Raw genomic sequence first — 17900 nt, forward strand, 5'->3', positions numbered from 1 at the left:
TAGTTTTATATATTTGGCAAAAAAATAAGCTTATGAAAAAACATATACTATTTTGTTTTTTAATATTGGTCTTCCTGCCTGGTAGATTGTTTTCTCAAGATTTTGAATTAATTAGTTCTAATGGTCAGTCTGTTACAGTAGATTTTTCAATTGATACCTTTATAAAATCAGATAAAATAATTGAGGGTAAAAACTACCATACATTTGCAGGCCAATATCCTGTTTTGATGTCTGAAAAAGGGGCGCCTGCATTGCCGTTCTTTTCGGAATCTATCCAAATGCCGGAAAAAGGAAATTACAAATACAGAATTTTATATGACAGCTATGAGGATATCAGCGGAATTGATATTGTGCCGTCAAAAGGTGATATCAAAAGAAACACGGATCCGGAAAGTGTACCTTATGTCTTTGGGCAGACTTACAATATAAATGGCTTTTTTCCGGGAGATCTTATAAAATTCGGAGATAATCATATTCTTAGGAATACGAGGGGTGTAACATTTTCATTATATCCGTATCAATACAACCCGGTACAGCATAAACTCAGGATTTATAAAAATCTGAGAGTCGTGGTTGACTTTAATGAAAAAAAAGGCTTCAACGAAATTACTTCTGAGAGAAAGGATAACTCCGTTTTTAATAATCTTTATTCAAGACATTATATTAATTATGTTGCAGATAACAAATATACACCCGCCAGTGAAGCCGGTGATTTGCTTATCATCACAACGCCTTCTTTTGAGAATCAGTTAACAGCATTTGTCAATTGGAAAAAAGAAAAAGGAATTAAAACCACTGTCGTCAATACTGGTGTGACGGGAACTACTGATACCGCTATTAAAAATTACATTACTAATTTTTACCAGGCTAATCCTGATTTGGTTTATATACTACTGGTCGGTGATTCTGGCGATATTCCTTCGCATACCTATGGAAATAATGGAGAACAGCTCTGGAGCGATTCTTATTACGGCCAGCTTACAAATGATTATTATCCGGAAGTTTTTGTTGGTAGATTATCAGCCAATAGTGTCGGAATCAAAACCATGACAGACAGAATCCTGGAATATGAAAAAAATCCCGCTTCAGGAGACTGGATGAAAAATGCAATAGGTCTTGGTTCTAATGAAGGCAATGGTTATGGTAATGATGGAGAAGCCGATTATGTACATTTAAGAAAAATCAGAACTCAACTGAAAAATTATGGTTATCAGAATGTCTATGAGTTTTATCAAGGCTCGCAAGGTGGTGAAGATGCGACTGGTGAACCAACACCAGCGATGATCAATAATGCTATTAATACAGGAACCGGATTGTTCAATTATACTGGTCACGGCGATCTAAATCTGATGGTAACAGGCAACTATACTTCAAGCTCTGTTAAACAACTAAAAAACAACGGGATGTATCCTTTTGTGGTTTCTGTAGCCTGTAACAATGGAACATTCGTAGGGAAAACCTGTCTGGCAGAAGATCTTCTGACAACGACCTATAATAATTCCCCGGCCGGAGCTATTGCTGCTGCTGCTTCAACCATTCTTATGGCATGGGCAGAACCTATGGAAACTCAGGATGAAATGACGAATATCCTTACCGAAGTTTATCAGAATAACAAAAAAGAAACCATTGGCGGAATTTTTTATAATTCTCAGATAGGAATGCTGGAAAGTTATAATGCATCACCGACGGCTGTAGAAGTCATGCAAACCTGGGTACTGTTTGGAGATCCGTCCACAAGCTTCAGATATGATACCACAAAAAATTTCCAAATACAACATCCGGATCAGATCGATGTCAATGCCAATGTGCTGAATATCAGTTGCGATGTTAACGATGCGGAGATTGCAGTAACAAAAAATGGAGCTCTGATAGGTTCTGCACAAAGCAAAAACGGAAATGTAGCCATCGATATCACTGGTATCCATGATGGGGAATCTCTGAAAATTACTGTTACCAAGCAGAATTTCAAACCGTATCAGGGAACAGTTGAGGTTAAAACCCTGGGAGTCGCGTCTTTCAGTAAGACTGGAATCAGCATTTATCCGGTTCCTGCAAAAGATGTTGTGAATATGACCTGGGAAAATGAGAGACCGACAAAAATCCTGCTTTACGATTTAACCGGGAAACTTTTACAGACCATCAGGAATACTTCTGATAAAAAACTACAGATCCATGTTTCTGATTATCCTAAGGGAACTTATATTTTGAAATACGAAATCAAAAATAAGGATTATTCGGAAAAGTTGATAATAGAATAACAAACTAAAACGAAAAAGGAGCGATATCATTCGCTCCTTTTTCGTTTATTGAATTATGAAAACTTCCCTCTGTTTCTCATATTGGGGTTATGCATATGTTTTTGCATCGTTGGCATTTTCATTTGATCTTTCATCATTTTGATCTGGTCGGTCATCATACCTGCAGAATCCAGTTGTTTCGCTTCCTCCAGAAGTTTCTGAGCCTCATTCTTTCTGCCTTTTGAAAGGGCTGCTGCAGCCAGATTCAGTTTTGCCATGGCTCTGTCGTGTTTCATGTTTAGTCCATAATCCAGGGCTTTTCTCATCAGGCCTTCTGTTTTTGCAGGATGATCCTGAGCCGTCGTCAAAGCTTGTAAATAGTGGTAATAACCATATTGGCTCTTGTGAAGTTGAGCCTTGTAATCCGTGATATTGGATAGAAACTTAGAAGCTTTTACCATATTTTGTTTCCTCAATTGCCAAAAGGCCAGAAGAATGTTTTCATTCTTGAAGAAAAGCACAATCGGAATCGCTGAAAGAACTACCAGAACAATTCCCCATCCGATATTACGGTTGAGCATTAAATAAACGCCTAATGCGATTATTATTGCGGCGGCTACAAATTTTATGTATTTGTTCATTTTTAAATTTTAGGTTGCAAAGATAAGAATTAACAGGAAGAATTCCGAATAGTTGTTAGTTTATACATTTCCGGGATTGTTAAAAAACTCCCAGACGATTTTGGCTTTCGCTTTTCCCAGGATCTCTTCCAGAATTACAATGTCCGCTTCTTTGATTCTTTTGACAGATTTCAGTCTGGATAAAAGCAATTCGATTGTTTTCCCGCCAACGCCGGGGATTTCCTCAAGCTCAGATTTTATCGTTGAGTTTTTTCTTCTAGTCCTGTGATGTTTCACTCCAAAACGGTGCGCTTCGTCTCTCACGCGTTGCAGGATTTTCAGCGTCTCGGCTTTTTTATCAATATATAAAGGGATAGAATCTTCCGGAAAATAAATTTCCTCCAATCTTTTTGCGATTCCGATAATCGTTATTTTCCCATAGAGTCCTAGTAATTTCAGACTTTTTCCAGCAGAAGACAACTGTCCTTTTCCACCGTCAATAAGAATCAGCTGAGGCAAAGGTTCGCCTTCGTCAATCAATCTTCTGTAACGTCTGTAGATCACTTCTTCCATTGTTTTGAAATCATCCGCGCCTTCCACCGTTTTAGGATGAAAGATTCGGTAATCTGCCTTGCTCGGTTTTCCGTCCTTGAAAACAACACAGGCCGAAACCGGATTGGTTCCCTGGATATTCGAGTTGTCAAAACCTTCAATATGCCTTGGTTCAACAGGCATTCTCAGGATCCTTTGCATCTCGGACATGATTCTGTTCGTATGTCTTTCCGGGTCAATAATCTGAACTTGTTTCAGCTTTTCCAGACGGTATTCCTTGGCATTCTTCTCGGAAAGTTCCACGATTCTTTTTTTGTCGCCGACTTTTGGAACAATCAGTTTTACATTCGGAATTTCGATACCCAGATGAAAAGGAATCAAAATCTCTCTGGAACCGGAATCAAACTTCTGCCGGATCTCCACCAAAGCTTCTTCCAGAATATCCTCGTCAGTTTCTTCCAGGACTTTTTTGATTTCTGTGGTAAAGCTCTGGACAATAGAGCCGTTCCTGATTTTAAAATAATTGACATAAGCTGCCGTTTCATCACTCGTCATCCCGAAAACATCCACATCGTCTATGCTGGGATTCACAACGGTATGTTTCGCCTGATAATCATCCAGAGATTCTATATTCTGTTTCAGCATTTGCGCTTTTTCGAATTCCAGATTCGCAGCAAACCGTAACATTCTTTCTTCCAGGTATTTTTTGGCAAACCGGAAGTCACCTTTGATGATGCCTCGGATGGCTTCTACTTTTTCATCATAATCTTCCTTGGATTCCAGGGCTTCACATGGCCCGTTGCAGTTTTTGATATGATATTCCAGGCAGACTCTGTATTTTCCTTCAGCGATCTTTTCCGGTGCCAGATTCAGGTTGCAGGTTCTGATTTTATAAAGACTTTTTATCGTATCCAGAAGGATTCTTGCAGGTCTCACTTTGGCATAAGGTCCATAGTATTCGGAACCGTCATTGATTTTTGTTCTTGTCAGGAAGATTCTTGGGAAATCCTCGTTCTTGATACAGATCCACGGATAAGTTTTATCGTCCTTCAACATCACATTGTAGAACGGCTGATGGGCTTTTATGAGATTGTTTTCTAATAAAAGTGCATCATACTCGCTGTTTACAACCGTGGTTTCTAATCTGTGAATCTTGGAAACCATAATTCTGGTCCTGTACCCATTCTGATTTTTGTTGAAATAGGAGAGGACTCTTTTATTAAGATGTTTGGCTTTCCCTACATACAAAAGCTGGTCGTTCTTATCATAATAACGATAGACGCCGGGTTCCGAAGGAAGAGTTTTAAGCTGAAGTTCAAGATTGGGATTCACAATACAAATTTAGTGAATGTTTCTTGGAAATTGAATTTAGATTAAGCCCAATTCTAAGGCAAAGCATATACTAACAAAAACCTGCGCAGCTTTTACAAAGAACCTGCGCAGGTTTTGTCTGACTTCTGCGCAGGAGTTGATACTTTGCTGCGCAGCTTTTTATTGACCGAAGGGAATTATTCTTCGATAAGGTTGCTTTCCGAATTGTCTATCAGACTCTGCGGAATATCTTTTTTGTTTTTGATACCGAGTTTTTTCAGCTTTTCAGTTTGTCTTACAAGGTTATCGTTTCCTGTGTAAAGCTGTTTGTAAGCATCAGTAAAAGAGGTTTTGGCCTGGTCAATGTTTTTTCCCACTTTGTCAAGATTCTCGACAAAGCCAACGAACTTGTCATACAATTTTGCACCTTGCGAAGCTATTTCCATAGAATTCCGGTTCTGATATTCGCGTTTCCACAGGTCAGCGATCAGCTTGAGAGAAGTGATCAGGTTACTTGGATTCAGTAACAAAACTCTTCTCTCATAAGCAAAATTCCACAGGTTCTGGTCGATTTGCATTGCTGCAATATAAGCAGGTTCGCTCGGGATGAACATCATCACAAAGTCCAATGACTTGCCATAGTCATCATAAGCCTTCTGGGATAATTGCTGGATATGATTCTTTATGGAATTCAGATGTTGAGACTGTTTTATATTTATGATATCGGCGTCGGTCTCATCCACTAATTCTGTAAAAGCGGAAAGGGAAACTTTGGAATCGATGATGACATTTCTCTCATCAGGATATTTTACAACTGCATCGGGACGCATCTTTTTGCCCGAAAACTCAGAAAATAACGCTTTGTTGTCCTCATCCCGAAGCTCGTGTTCCAGGAAGTATTCTCTTCCTTTCACAAGACCGGATTTTTCCAGAATACTTTCCAGGATCATTTCGCCCCAGTTTCCCTGTGTTTTGGATTCGCCTTTCAGAGCCCGGGTTAATTTTTTGGCATCATCGGAGATTTGCTGATTCAGTTCTGCTAATTCCTTTACTTTTTCAGCGAGAGAGAAACGTTCTTTGTTTTCTTTTTCGTAAGCTTCATTCACACGGTTTTTCAGTTCAACAATTCTTTCCTGAAAAGGTTCGAGAATCGTTTTGAGATTATTCTGATTGAGTGTCGTGAATTTTTCGGTTTTCTCTTCCAGGATTTTATTGGCAAGATTTTCAAACTGCTCTTTCGCCTGTTCCTGTATTTTTGTGATTTCTTCTTTCTGGGAATCCAGAAGCTTCTGAAGGGTTTCGTTTTGTGCGGAAAGCTGTGACTTGATGGCAATCAGGCTTTGCTTTTCTTCCGTCAAAGTCCGGATTTCCGAATTTTGATTTTGGCTAAGTTCCTGCAGTTCTGCAATTTTCTGAACCTGCGCATGATGCTCTGCCGAGCTTGTCGCCAGATTATTTTTAAGCTGATTCAGCGTTTCGGTTTGAAGAAGCGCAGTTTGTTTTTCATCCTGAAGAAACCGGTTAAGTTCGTCAATTTTCAGCTGAGCATTCTGGAGATCAGAACCGGCTTTGATGAATTGATTGTTCATCTCATCATACAGACTTCTGGATATAGAAGAAGATTTCAGAACAAAATAGAGGATGATAGCACCCAAGATGCCGCCCGCAAAAAAACCGATGATTAAGTAAGACATTTCCATTCTTCAAAAATACGATTTTGAATGAAGAATAAATACGGAAAAACGTAAAGTTTGAATTGGAATGACGCTGAATCAAATTTTCCTTTCCTTGGCCAGCATCGGAATCGAAATCAGACCCATTACAAGCATTATGCTGATCTGCAAAGGCAAAGTGATGAAAGAATAGGCGAGACCTAATTCTCCGCCTTCAGTCGCATCTTTTCCCATAGAAATGAACAAAGCTGCGAACCCGAATTTCATGGCCAGGTTGAAAGCACCAATGCCGCCACTTGCCGGGATAATCATGCCCAGTGTTCCGATAACTAGGATAAAACATCCGTCGGCAGGTGAAAAACCAGACGTTTCCGGAAGTGCAAAACAAACTAAGTAAGATGCGAAAAAATAACAAATCCAGATTCCTGCAGTAAGGAGAATGAATTTCCCCTTTTGTTTCAACTTTAATATCGATTTCAACCCTTCGAAGATTCCGTCGATAAAGTCAATGATTTTTGAAATGATATGAAAGCGCCGGAATCTCTCTTTGAATTTAAAAAATAAAAATATCCCGATTATTCCTGCAGCGATTACTGTAACGATAAATACTGGGTTTGGTTGGAATCCGGAGTTTTCGTAGAAACTTTTAATTGCCTCAAACTTGAAAATCAATGTTAAGCCTAAGAATATCATCATGCAAACAAGGTCAACAACCCTTTCAAGTATAATTGTTCCGAAGGATTTGTCAACAGGGACTTTTTCTACACCATAAAGTGCAGTCGAACGTGCTAATTCGCCACTTCTTGGAATGGTAAGATTCATCAGGTATCCGAAGGAAAGTGACCAAAGCGAATTGCTGTTAGAGATTTTATATCCCATCGGTTCCAGGAGCAAGTTCCATCTAACCGCTCGGAAGATATAGGCGGAAACCCCAAAAACAGCTGCAAATACTACCCAAAGATAATTGGCTTTTTGCAGAGAATTTTTGATCTTATCAAAGTCTAATCCTCTGAGTGCTACCCAAAGAAATACAGCAGCAATGGCGACAGAAATGAATATGGTAATCGCATTTTTGAATGCTGAAGGCTTTTTTTCTTCCAAGATCGTCACGTAGTTATGTTAGAAGATTGGTTGTTTCATCCGGAAAAACAATTTTTGGCTGGAAGTCTTTCGCTTCTTCCTGTGTCATCTGCGCATAGGCAATAATGATGACGATGTCTCCTTTCTGAACTTTTCTTGCAGCCGGCCCGTTTAGGCAGATTTCCCCGGATTTTCTTTTTCCCTTGATCACATATGTGTCAAAACGTTCGCCGTTGTTTACGTTCACAATATATACACGCTCGCCGACAATCAGTCCTGCGGCCTCTATCAGATCCTCATCAATAGTGATGCTTCCTATGTAATCCAGATCCGAAGCAGTAACACGGACTCTGTGGATTTTCGATTTAAAAACTTCGATTAACATAGGTGCAAATTTACATTAAATAAAAATAAAAGTTTGATGATATCATCTCAAAAAAGAATTTTATCAAAGAATCATATAAAACATTTAATTTTATGAATTCATAAAAATTGATTTAAAAATTATAATTTGGTGTAATTGTTGATTAATAGTGCGAAATCTTTGATAATGAATCATCGGAAAACGTGTATTTCCGTTAATGTTCATTTTACAAATAATTCATCATATTAAAACGATATATATATTTTTCACTAATTTTTATAAAATTATTTGCACGATATTAAAATTGTCTTATATTTGCTATAACAACATAACTTTAATTAATAAATATTATGAACAAGTCTGAATTAATCGACGCTATCGCAAAGGATGCAGAAATTACAAAAGCCGCTGCTAAAAAAGCTTTGGAATCATTTGTTGCTAATGTAACAGAAACACTTAAGAAAAAAGAAGGGAAAGTATCTCTTGTAGGTTTCGGAACTTTCTCGGTTTCTGAAAGAGCTGCAAGACAAGGTATCAACCCTGCAACTAAAAAACCAATCAAAATTGCTGCTAAAAAAGTTGCAAAATTTAAAGCTGGAGCTGACTTGGCTACAGCTGTTGCTGGTGCTAAGAAGAAATAATTTTATTTGAATTTATCAAATAAAAAACCCATCAGTTTTTGATGGGTTTTTTATTTTTATTTGTTAAGGATTTCTTAGTTTTCTTCATCCAAAAGATGACCGAAGAAATCCTTTTTGGTTTTGAGATAAGAAGCACTTGCGTCATTGGATTTGATCTGCAAAGGAATCCTGGAATTGAAGTCAATTTTGCTGTTTTTCACAAATTGAATTTTATCAGGATTATTCGTCATAAGATTCACTGATTTTACACCGATCTGATCCAGCATCTCTATTGCAACTCCAAAATCTCTGTCATCTGCAGGTAGGCCTAGTTCCAGATTTGCCTGAACAGTGTCCAATCCTTTTTCCTGAAGAGCGTAGGCTTTGAGTTTGTTAATAATGCCTATATTTCTTCCTTCCTGTCTCAGATAGATGATGATTCCGCCGTTTTCCTGCATATACTTCATGGCAGTATCCAGCTGTTGTCCGCATTCGCATTTTTGTGAATGAAAAACTTCGCCTGTGATACATTCTGAATGGATTCTTACATTTACTGGTTTTTCAAAATCTGTATTTTTGGCAATCAGTGCCATATGAGGCATCCAATTTTTATCATCCTCGGAAAAAGCCATCATCTTGAACTCTCCATAATCTGTTGGAACGTTCGCTTGTGCTTGTATTTTTGACATTAAAAAAATAAAAATATTAATTAGATGACATCGAGTTGGTCTCTACGGTTTTACTCATAGAAGCCTCCAAAAGATTCACATTGGTTTTTATTTTCACCATGTATCTGTTTAGAACGTCGTCATCATCATGAGTAATGAATTTGCGTAGTTTTTGTATGTTTTTGTAATGCTTTTCAAATACTTCCAATGATCTGCGCTGATATGTCTGATCAAAATCTCGGACTGCAGTAAGATAGTCTGTCAAAGCATTTTTCAGAAACATTACTTCTCTGTTTACTGCATCATTCCTGAACTTCGGGAAAGATGAAACAAGATTGGAAATAGAGGAAGCATAGACAATTGACTCCGGCGAAAGATACGCATAGGATTCAGACAATGATCCGGAATGTAGCTCTTCCGAAGCTGCTGAACTTGTAGAGCACGATTCTGAAATATTAATAATAAGCAATAACGCTAAAAGTTTATAAAAACTTTTCATTTTTTCTGCATTTTTTGATACAGGATTGGGTTAAGGCTTTCATCATTATACATTTTCATCTGCTTGTATAATTTCATCTTAACAGTACCATTCTCTATATCAGAAAGCAGCTGATCTATGGCTGAGGATAAATCTTTTTTTTGTTCCAAAAGAACCTGCAGTTTATCCGTGCATTTTAATTTATGCTCTTCAGAAGCGTCTTCGCGGGAAGCTTCTATAGACATGTGATAGATTTTCAGGCTTAAAATAGAAAACCGATCTATAGACCAAGCTGGAGTTTCGCTGTTTATTCTGGCGTCAGAATTCGGAGTGATATTCTCATATTTCTTAAAGAACCAAAAATCGATCTGTTCTACAAGATCTGTTCTTCTCTGATTAAGATTATCAATTCTTCTCTTGATTTTTAAAGCTTCTGAAGGATCGATATCTTCTTCGCGGATGATATCTTCCAAATGCCACTGAACGGTGTCAATCCAGTTCTTTGAATACAAAATCCATTCCAAACTACCAGTCTGGAATGGATTGCTTTCTTGAGAGTTAACATCATCTTTAATATGATAATCCTCTACCGATTGGTTGAAGATTTTCCAGGCGTTTTCTGTAAAACTCATTAAGAATATCTTCTAAGAAGGATTATTATTGGTATTAGAGTTGGAAGAAGACTCGTTATTTTTCTTGTCTTCATCCTTTACAGCATCTTTAAACTCTTTGATACCTGAGCCCAGACCTTTCATCAGCTCGGGGATTTTCTTTCCTCCGAACAACAAAAGTAATATCAAAGCAACAATCAATATATGTTGCCAAGACAAACTTAATATAACTGTGGATATTATCATCTTGATTTTTTTGCAAAGTTAATTTATTTTTTAATACGAAACCCATCCCAGCGGATCAACTGGCTTGTCACCATTCCAGATCTGGAAATCCAGTGTGATAGATTCATCAAAATCACTGCCAATTTCTCCGATGGGCGTTCCTGCGGAAACCTGCTGGTTGGCTTTTACAAATGTGCTCGCCAGGTTGGAATAGATAGTGAAATAATTACCATGCTTAACAAAAACCGTACGGCTTCCATTGATCACCTGGATGGTAGAAACAACACCTGGGAAAACACACCTTGCTTTCGTTCCGGGAGAAACGGCAATTTTGATTCCGGTATTTTCTTCAACGATATTTTTAAAAACAGGATGAGGCTGTCTGCCGAAACGGTGTGTTACGGTACCTCTTTCTACAGGGAAGCTCATTCTGCCTTTATTATCTGCAAAATTGCTTCCGACTGTTGGAGCGAGATCATAACTTTTCATTATTTTTTTCTCGGCTTCATCCTTAGCATCTTCTTTTTTCTTGGTTATGGCGGCTTCGTTCGCTTTCGCTGCTGTCAGCTTGTCATTTGCAGCTTTTGCTCTTTCTTCTGCGTCACGTGTAGCCTTCTCGGCTGCCGCTTTTTTCTCAGCAGCTTTATTGGATTCGGCTAATTTTTTTTCGTCATCAGCCTTTTTTAAGGCGAGCTCATTGGCTTTTTTTAATTCAAGTTCGGCTTTTTTTCTTTCCGCTTCTGCTGCGGCCAGCTTAGCTCTGTTTTCCGCATCAATTCTTTCTTTCTCTTTTTTTGCGGCTATTTCGGCAAGGCGTTTTCTTTCTGCTTCCGCTTTTCTTTCCGCTTCTTCTTTTGCCTTGGCTATCCTGATTTCTTCCGCAATAATGATTCTGATTTGTCTTTCCAGCTCTTTTGATTGGGATTGCTTTTGCTTAAGCTCAACGGTTAGCTTTGCCTCATTTTTTTTAAACTCGTTCAGCAAATCCTGTTTCTGCTTTTTCTCTATTTCGATTGTTGTCAGTTCTTTTTTCTGAGATAGCAACAGGTTATCTTTTTCGGAAACGGATTTCTTCTTGAGTGCAATGTTTTTCTTGATTTGTGTGGCTTTATTCGTGATCTCGGCTGCTTTCTGATCCTGATATTCAGAATACCTTTTGAGATACTCAATCCTTTTTAAAGCTTCACCAAGATTTTTTGAAGAAAGTATGAAAGTTACCTTGTTTTGGACACCTTTTGTTTTATAAGCCTTGACAAGAATTTCGGAATAATTCTTTCTGAGTACAGCTAATTCACGGTTGTTTTTATTGATTTCCAGCTGACGTTTGTAGATGTCATCTTCTATAAATCTTTTTTCTTTCTGTGTATTGTTGTAAACTTTTTCTCTTAAGGTAAGTTTCTGATTTACAGCATTGAGATAAGCCACGGAAAGTTTAGATTCTTGTTTTGTCTGGTTCAAAGTAGCATTGAGAGAAGAAATCTGCTTCTTGAGTTCTGCATTCTGTTTTTGGAGTTGTTCCTTGTCTTTTTGTGCAAAAGCGCTTCCGAATACTAAAATACTTATAAAAAAACTTAATTTCTTAATCATTTAATTTCTTTCTTGGTATAATTGGCAGGAACGGAATAAGTCGTTTCCATTCGGGAAAAATCAAATTTCGTATTTTCAATTAATATTTCGTCCGTTTTCTTAGCTTTTATAATTATTTTAACACTTTTCGGAAAGCTCTCATTATTGAGGATTTCTCTGTTAGAATAGGTGATTTCCAGCTGCTCATCGCTTTGCGGATTTGACAGTATGACATAGTTCAGATTCAGATCTTTATCATAATCCAATGCGATGTTATATTCGGTTGTTTTTCCATTTTCTGTGATTTTCTGGGTTTGCTTTGATGATAGATTAAAACCCTGTGCGTTTTGGGTCAGTTTATAATTTTCATCAGAAACCGGCAGGAAAGTTCTTCCTAAAAGAAGATTCTGTAAAGCATTATAATCGATGAAATTAACATTCAGAAGTTTATTAAGATAGCTGAAATCAGAATCAATGTAAGTTTTATCGAGCTTGTAATAGCCTTTTACACCGTCCGGAGTTGCTACACCTCTGGCGGCCTGCAGAATGACTGCAGTCAGGTTCATCCATATTTTCTGGCCGTTTTCGATATAGATCACAGCATCCAAAGTCGGGATGAAAGAACCTGTTTTAGCATCGATTTTACTATTGATTTTCACCGCATCAAAGCTTGATTGTTTTGCTATTGCAGAAAAGAACTGCGCATTGTTTTCAATGGGTTTTATTGTGCTTACAGGCTGGTCTTCATCTGTTTTTTTCTGAACGCTGCAAGATGTAATCAATAACGCCGAAAGTATAATTATAATTGATGATTTCATAAATCTTTTATGGGAAGTCTAACAATATTAACGCCAAAAAAGCATTAATATTTCTGAAAACGAATTGTCGGAAATAACAAACTTTGCCAGAGATCCGGCAAAGTTCGTCTTATATTGGAATTTAATTAATCCTTTGAAAGAAAATCCAAAACCGAATAATCTCCCAGAGAAATTTCTCTTGATACACCAAAATATTGCGCCGAGTTTCCAATCATGGAATTGCTAAGATTTCCGTGGTCAATAATAGTACTTCCCTGGATCAGAGAGTGTTCTATGTTGGAGTTATGAACCTTGGTATTGTTCCCAAGAGAAACATACGGGCCGATTTTAGAGTTTGTGATCTTAACATTCTCCCCGATGTAACATGGTGGAATAATCAGACTGTTCTCAATGATTGCAGAATCCGGATATTTTGACATGCATTCTTTTTCATAATCCAGAATTTTGCTGTTGGTCTGTATGGTAACATTTTTATTACCGCAGTCCATCCAGTCATCCACTTTTCCCAAAGAGAATTTTGCACCTTTCGCTCTCAGGTTTTCTAAAGCAGTTGTCAACTGATACTCACCACCTTCCATAATATTGTTACCAATGATATGATCGATCTCCGTCATCAGCTTCTCAGCAGAATTGAAATAATAAATTCCAATGATGGCAAGATCAGAAACAAACTCTTTTGGTTTCTCAACAAAATCTGTAATAAATCCATAATCATCCAGCTTTACAACACCAAAAGCCGAAGGATCTTCAACTTTTTTTACCCAGATTACGCCATCTGCGTTAGTGTCGAGATGAAAATCTGCACGGAATAATGTATCGGCAAAAGCGATAATCACAGGACCTGTCATGCTTTGTCTGGCGCAGTTAATTGCGTGTGCTGTACCAAGCGGTTCGGTCTGGGTATATATGCTGCCTTTAGCACCAAGATTTTCGGCGACTTTTATAAGGGAAGCTTCTACTTCCGGGCCGAAGTCTCCAATGATGAACGCAATTTCCTCAATGGGTTGATTAGCTACTTTTGCGATATCTTCTACCAGTCTCTGTACAATTGGCTTGCCGGCAATAGGAATCAGCGGCTTTGGAACCGTCAGGGTGTGTGGTCTGAGCCTGGATCCACGTCCGGCCATTGGAACTATTATTTTCATAACTAATTTATAAACAATTGTATGCTAGTTAGTTGTCTTATTTATTTAATTGTTTCACCTTATTTTATTAATGATTCTATCCGGGATTATTTTTTCCTTTATCAATAAAATGGTTGCCAAAAGTATAAATATAAGATTACCTATCCAAATGTTTTCTTTTAAATATTGATAACATAATAATGAGGCCAATATAGTGGTCGAAATCACAATCAGATTTTTTCCGATATGATAAGGAACGGGATATTTATATTGTCCCCAAATATATGATATTACCATCATCGCAAAATAACTGGCAATGGTTGCCCAGGTTGATGCCCAGTAACCGTACTGGGGGATAAAATAAAAGTTGATCAGAATTGTTATCAAAACACCAATTCCTGAAATATAAGCACCAATTATGGTTTTGTCTGTCAATTTATACCAGATTGAAAGGTTAAGATAGATTCCTAAAAATAAACTTGCGAAAAACAAAATAGGTAAAATTCCAATGCCTTCATAATATTCAGGATTGTTGATATAGACTTTGGCAATCCAATCCAGATTTACAGATAAAAACAAAACGATGATACAATTGATCGCTATAAAAATATCCATCAGTCTGACATACATTTCCTTGGCATTGTCTTTTTTAGAATTGCTGAAAAAGAAAGGTTCAATTCCTAATGAATAAGCTTGTCTGAACAGAATTACAAAAGTCACAACTTTTGCAACGCCGCCGTAAACACCCAATTGGTGACGTCCGATTTCTTCTGGAAGTAGAAACTTAAGGAATTGCCTGTCAAAGGTTTCGTTGATGATACCTGCCAATCCTGCAATGGTAATTGGCCAGGAATATTTGATCATTTTTTTCCAGAGTTCCCAGGAAAAATATTTGATTCTTGCAATGAAAAGTTCTTGTGACAACATTAAAAAAGTTAAAGAACTTGCAACAAGATTGGCAACAAAAACATATCCGATTCCAAAATCCGGACTATACTTTAAACCGAAAATTCCATTTGGATATTTTGGTAGAATGATGATGAAAAATACGACCAAAAGGAAATTAACAATGCCATTCGTGATTCTGATTCCAGCATATTTTAATGGTCTCTCGTTCTTTCTCAACATTACAAAAGGCATTGCGCAAAAAGCATCCAAAGCCAAAGTCACTGTAAGAATTGCAAGTAAATCTACTTGATCTGGTGTTTTAAAAGCAATGGCTAAAGGCTGTCTGTAAATTAATGTGAAAAATAAATAGATTAAAGTCACCACCAAAACACTGAAAAAAGAAGTCGAAATCAGCTTTCTGTCATCTTTTTCGTCCAAGGCAAAACGGAAAAAAGTCGTTTCCATTCCGTGGGTCAGAAGCACAGCAATAACGCCTGCAACAGAATAAAAATCGGCAAAAGGAGAATAGGCTGTCGGTCCAAAAGTTGCAGTTATAATTGGGTTGATAACGAACGGGAAAAGTCTGATAATCACAGTCGTTAATCCATAAAGAGCGGTTTGTCCGAGAAGTTTCTTCATTTTGATTTCGATTCGAAAATTTTTGCAAAATTAATGGATTCTGTCAAAGTTCAATTTTATTTCTTCGGTTTGTTAGTCATATAAAAAGTCAGTTTTCCACCATTCATAATATCCTGATGTTTGATTGTGAAATCTTTTATAGCTTTTCCGTTCAGTTCGATTTTTTCAATGTAAACATTTTTATCAGACTGATTTTTAGCTTCGATTTCGAATATTTTTCCGATTTCCAGATTCAAAGTGGCATTTTTAACACTTGGACTTCCAATTTGATATTCATCAGAACCCGGCGAGACAGGATAGAATCCTAAACTGCTGAAAATATACCACGCGCTCATTTGTCCGCAATCATCATTTCCGCCCAATCCATCGGGTTTTGCTTTGTATTGCATTGTCAGGATTTTTCGGATTTGAGCCTGAGTTTTCCAAGGTTGTCCGGCAAAATTATAAAGATAAGCAACGTGATGCGCGGGTTCGTTCCCGTGAACATAACCACCGATAATTCCTTCTCTTGTGATATCTTCAGTATCCGCAAAGAATTCGTCAGGCAAATGCATTGTGAATAATTGGTCAAGATTGTCGCTAAATTTCTTTTTCCCGCCCATCGCATCCATTAAACCATTCGGATTGTGCGGAACGAAGAAACTGTAATTCCAGGAATTACCCTCAATAAAGCCTTGTCCGTGCGTACTCAGCAAATCAAATTCTTTTTTGAAATTGCCGTCAGACAATCTCGGTCTCATAAAACCAATTGATTTATCGAAGACATTTTTCCAGTTCTCGGAACGTTTCAGGTATTCATTATAGATGTCAGTTTTGCCTAATTTTTTAGCGATTTGTGCGATTGCCCAATCGTCGTATGCGTATTCCAAAGTGTTGGAAACCGACGTTCCGTTTTTCTCCGCAGAGATGTAACCTTTGTCGATATATTCGCCGATGCCTTCATAATTTCTTTTATTGGAAGTGGCGATACAAGCCTTCAAAGCTTCTTCTGGATTTCCTCTAAATGTATTTTTAATGATCGCATCAGCAATCAAAGAAACCGAATGATAACCGCTCATACACCAATTTTCATTGGCATAGTGCGACCAAACCGGTAACATTTTCAAACTGAATTGGTCATAATGTGCCAACATGGATTTTACCATATCATTGTTCCGTTTTGGCTGAATGATGTTGAAAAACGGATGCAAAGCCCGGTAAGTGTCCCAAAGTGAAAACGTGGTGTAATTCGTAAAATCTTTAGCCTGATGAACATTTTGGTCAAGACCTTTATATTCACCATTGATATCCATATAAGTCGTCGGATTGATAAAAGTGTGATACATTGCCGTGTAAAAATTCACTTTATCATCGTCGTTTAAAGTATTGACAACGATTTTATGCAATTCATTATTCCAATCATTTTGAGCCTGAGTTTTTATAGTTTCAAAATTCCAATCCGGCGTTTCTTTTTGTAAATTTTCCAAAGCATTCGCTTGACTCACAGGTGAAATCGCAAATTTTATTTGAATTTTCTCATTCGCCTGAGTATCAAAATCAAAATGCATTATGATTTTCTTGCCTGCAATTTCCGGGAAATTCTCATCCTGATTCCATTTTCTCCAAAAACCTCGGTAAGCTTGTTTCGAATCAAAATTTTTCTGACCATAAGATTTGAAGGGTTTAGAAAATTCCATTGCGAAATAAACTGTTCTGGTTCTTGCCCAGCCATTGGTTTGTCTGTAACCCGTGATTCTGTGGTCATTTTCTATTCTGACATAAGTCCAGACATTCTTGTCGTCGTAATTGTAAATTCCGGACATCAAATCCAAAATAATATGCGCATCATTAGATTTTGGAAAGGTGTATTGATGAAATCCAACTCTCGTTGTTGCAGTAAGCTCCGCTAAAATATTAGAATCATCGAGTTTCACTTTGTAATAGCCCGCTTCTGCTTTTTCATTCTGATGAGAAAATCTGGAACGGAATCCACTTTCTGGATTTTGCGCAGTTCCGGGATTCAATTTCAATTTTCCAACCGTTGGCATTATCAGAAAATCGCCCAAATCTGAATGTCCGGTTCCGCTAAAATGCGTGTGCGAAAATCCGACAATCGTTTTGTCTTCATAGCGGTAACCGGCGCAATATTTATAAACATCAGGATTGTATTTTCCTTTGACTTCATAAGATAAAGTATCGGTCTCGGGACTTAGCTGAACGGCTCCAAATGGAACAGTTGCGCCAGGAAATGTGTGTCCCATTTTTTCAGTTCCAATGATTGGATTAACAAAATTGACTAAGTTTTCTAATTTCTGAGAACATAAAATTGAAGCTAATAGGACGGGCAGAATTAAAATGAATTTTCTTAGAATCATTCTTTTGGGATTTTGAAGCAATTTAGTTAAAACCGTAAAAGGCACAAAAGTTTTATAAATTAAATCTTATTA

Annotated in this window: 16 protein-coding genes; 2 read left to right on the top strand and 14 right to left on the bottom strand. The window is 37.5% G+C overall.

The features are described 5' to 3' along the window. Positions 1-32: 32 nt before the first annotated feature. Positions 33-2258 (top strand): C25 family cysteine peptidase, encoded by a 2226-nt coding sequence (locus BUA97_RS10080; RefSeq protein WP_084081305.1) that lies wholly within the window; start codon positions 33-35, stop codon positions 2256-2258. Between the two features lie 53 nt (positions 2259-2311). On the opposite strand, the gene BUA97_RS10085 is transcribed toward BUA97_RS10080, so the two are convergent. From BUA97_RS10085 to panD, 5 genes are all read right to left on the bottom strand, one after another. Then, positions 2312-2878, bottom strand: a complete 567-nt coding sequence (locus tag BUA97_RS10085) for a hypothetical protein (RefSeq protein ID WP_072997711.1) — start codon at positions 2876-2878, stop codon at positions 2312-2314. Positions 2879-2938: 60 nt separating this feature from the next. After that, a complete protein-coding gene (gene uvrC / locus BUA97_RS10090) occupies positions 2939-4741 on the bottom strand; it encodes an excinuclease ABC subunit UvrC (protein ID WP_072997712.1) in 1803 nt (600 codons plus the stop codon). A 176-nt stretch (positions 4742-4917) separates the two neighbouring features. After that, a complete protein-coding gene (gene rmuC, locus BUA97_RS10095; protein WP_394332925.1) occupies positions 4918-6414 on the bottom strand; it encodes a DNA recombination protein RmuC in 1497 nt (498 codons plus the stop codon). 78 nt (positions 6415-6492) lie between these two features. Further along, entirely contained in the window at positions 6493-7497 is a 1005-nt protein-coding gene (locus tag BUA97_RS10100; protein ID WP_072998578.1) for a lysylphosphatidylglycerol synthase transmembrane domain-containing protein, read from the bottom strand. A 10-nt stretch (positions 7498-7507) separates the two neighbouring features. Further along, positions 7508-7858, bottom strand: coding sequence for an aspartate 1-decarboxylase (panD, locus tag BUA97_RS10105; RefSeq protein ID WP_072997714.1), 351 nt, complete (start codon positions 7856-7858; stop codon positions 7508-7510). A 329-nt stretch (positions 7859-8187) separates the two neighbouring features. Between panD and BUA97_RS10110 the strand changes: the two genes are divergently transcribed. Further along, on the top strand, positions 8188-8478 hold the full coding sequence (locus BUA97_RS10110) for an HU family DNA-binding protein (RefSeq protein ID WP_072997715.1): 291 nt from the start codon (positions 8188-8190) through the stop codon (positions 8476-8478). A 74-nt stretch (positions 8479-8552) separates the two neighbouring features. Here BUA97_RS10110 and ribA read toward each other — a convergent pair whose 3' ends face one another. From ribA to BUA97_RS10155, 9 genes are all read right to left on the bottom strand, one after another. Continuing rightward, positions 8553-9146 carry a GTP cyclohydrolase II gene (gene ribA / locus BUA97_RS10115; RefSeq protein WP_072997716.1) on the bottom strand — a complete coding sequence of 198 codons (594 nt, stop codon included), beginning with the start codon at positions 9144-9146 and terminating at the stop codon, positions 8553-8555. A 16-nt stretch (positions 9147-9162) separates the two neighbouring features. Then, entirely contained in the window at positions 9163-9624 is a 462-nt protein-coding gene (locus BUA97_RS10120) for a hypothetical protein (RefSeq protein ID WP_072997717.1), read from the bottom strand. Then, positions 9621-10235: a DUF4254 domain-containing protein gene (locus BUA97_RS10125; protein ID WP_072997718.1), complete on the bottom strand. Its 615-nt coding sequence runs from the start codon at positions 10233-10235 to the stop codon at positions 9621-9623. Before BUA97_RS10125 ends, BUA97_RS10120 begins: the two co-directional genes overlap by 4 nt. Positions 10236-10247: 12 nt before the next feature. Next, the gene (gene tatA, locus BUA97_RS10130) at positions 10248-10460 is read right to left on the bottom strand and encodes a twin-arginine translocase TatA/TatE family subunit (RefSeq protein WP_072997719.1); all 213 of its coding nucleotides are present in this window, start codon (positions 10458-10460) and stop codon (positions 10248-10250) included. A 30-nt stretch (positions 10461-10490) separates the two neighbouring features. Continuing rightward, positions 10491-12026 (bottom strand): murein hydrolase activator EnvC family protein, encoded by a 1536-nt coding sequence (locus BUA97_RS10135; protein WP_072997720.1) that lies wholly within the window; start codon positions 12024-12026, stop codon positions 10491-10493. Then, positions 12023-12823 carry a DUF4292 domain-containing protein gene (locus tag BUA97_RS10140; protein WP_072997721.1) on the bottom strand — a complete coding sequence of 267 codons (801 nt, stop codon included), beginning with the start codon at positions 12821-12823 and terminating at the stop codon, positions 12023-12025. The genes BUA97_RS10135 and BUA97_RS10140 overlap by 4 nt, the downstream gene beginning before the upstream one ends. A 125-nt stretch (positions 12824-12948) precedes the next feature. Beyond that, on the bottom strand, positions 12949-13968 hold the full coding sequence (locus tag BUA97_RS10145) for a sugar phosphate nucleotidyltransferase (protein WP_072997722.1): 1020 nt from the start codon (positions 13966-13968) through the stop codon (positions 12949-12951). Positions 13969-14022: 54 nt separating this feature from the next. Then, on the bottom strand, positions 14023-15474 hold the full coding sequence (locus BUA97_RS10150) for a lipopolysaccharide biosynthesis protein (RefSeq protein ID WP_072997723.1): 1452 nt from the start codon (positions 15472-15474) through the stop codon (positions 14023-14025). Positions 15475-15530: 56 nt separating this feature from the next. Beyond that, positions 15531-17828, bottom strand: a complete 2298-nt coding sequence (locus tag BUA97_RS10155; protein ID WP_072998580.1) for a GH92 family glycosyl hydrolase — start codon at positions 17826-17828, stop codon at positions 15531-15533. Positions 17829-17900: the final 72 nt, after the last annotated feature.

The sequence above is a fragment of the Epilithonimonas mollis genome (assembly GCF_900142325.1).
In the GTDB taxonomy this organism is placed as follows: domain Bacteria; phylum Bacteroidota; class Bacteroidia; order Flavobacteriales; family Weeksellaceae; genus Epilithonimonas; species Epilithonimonas mollis.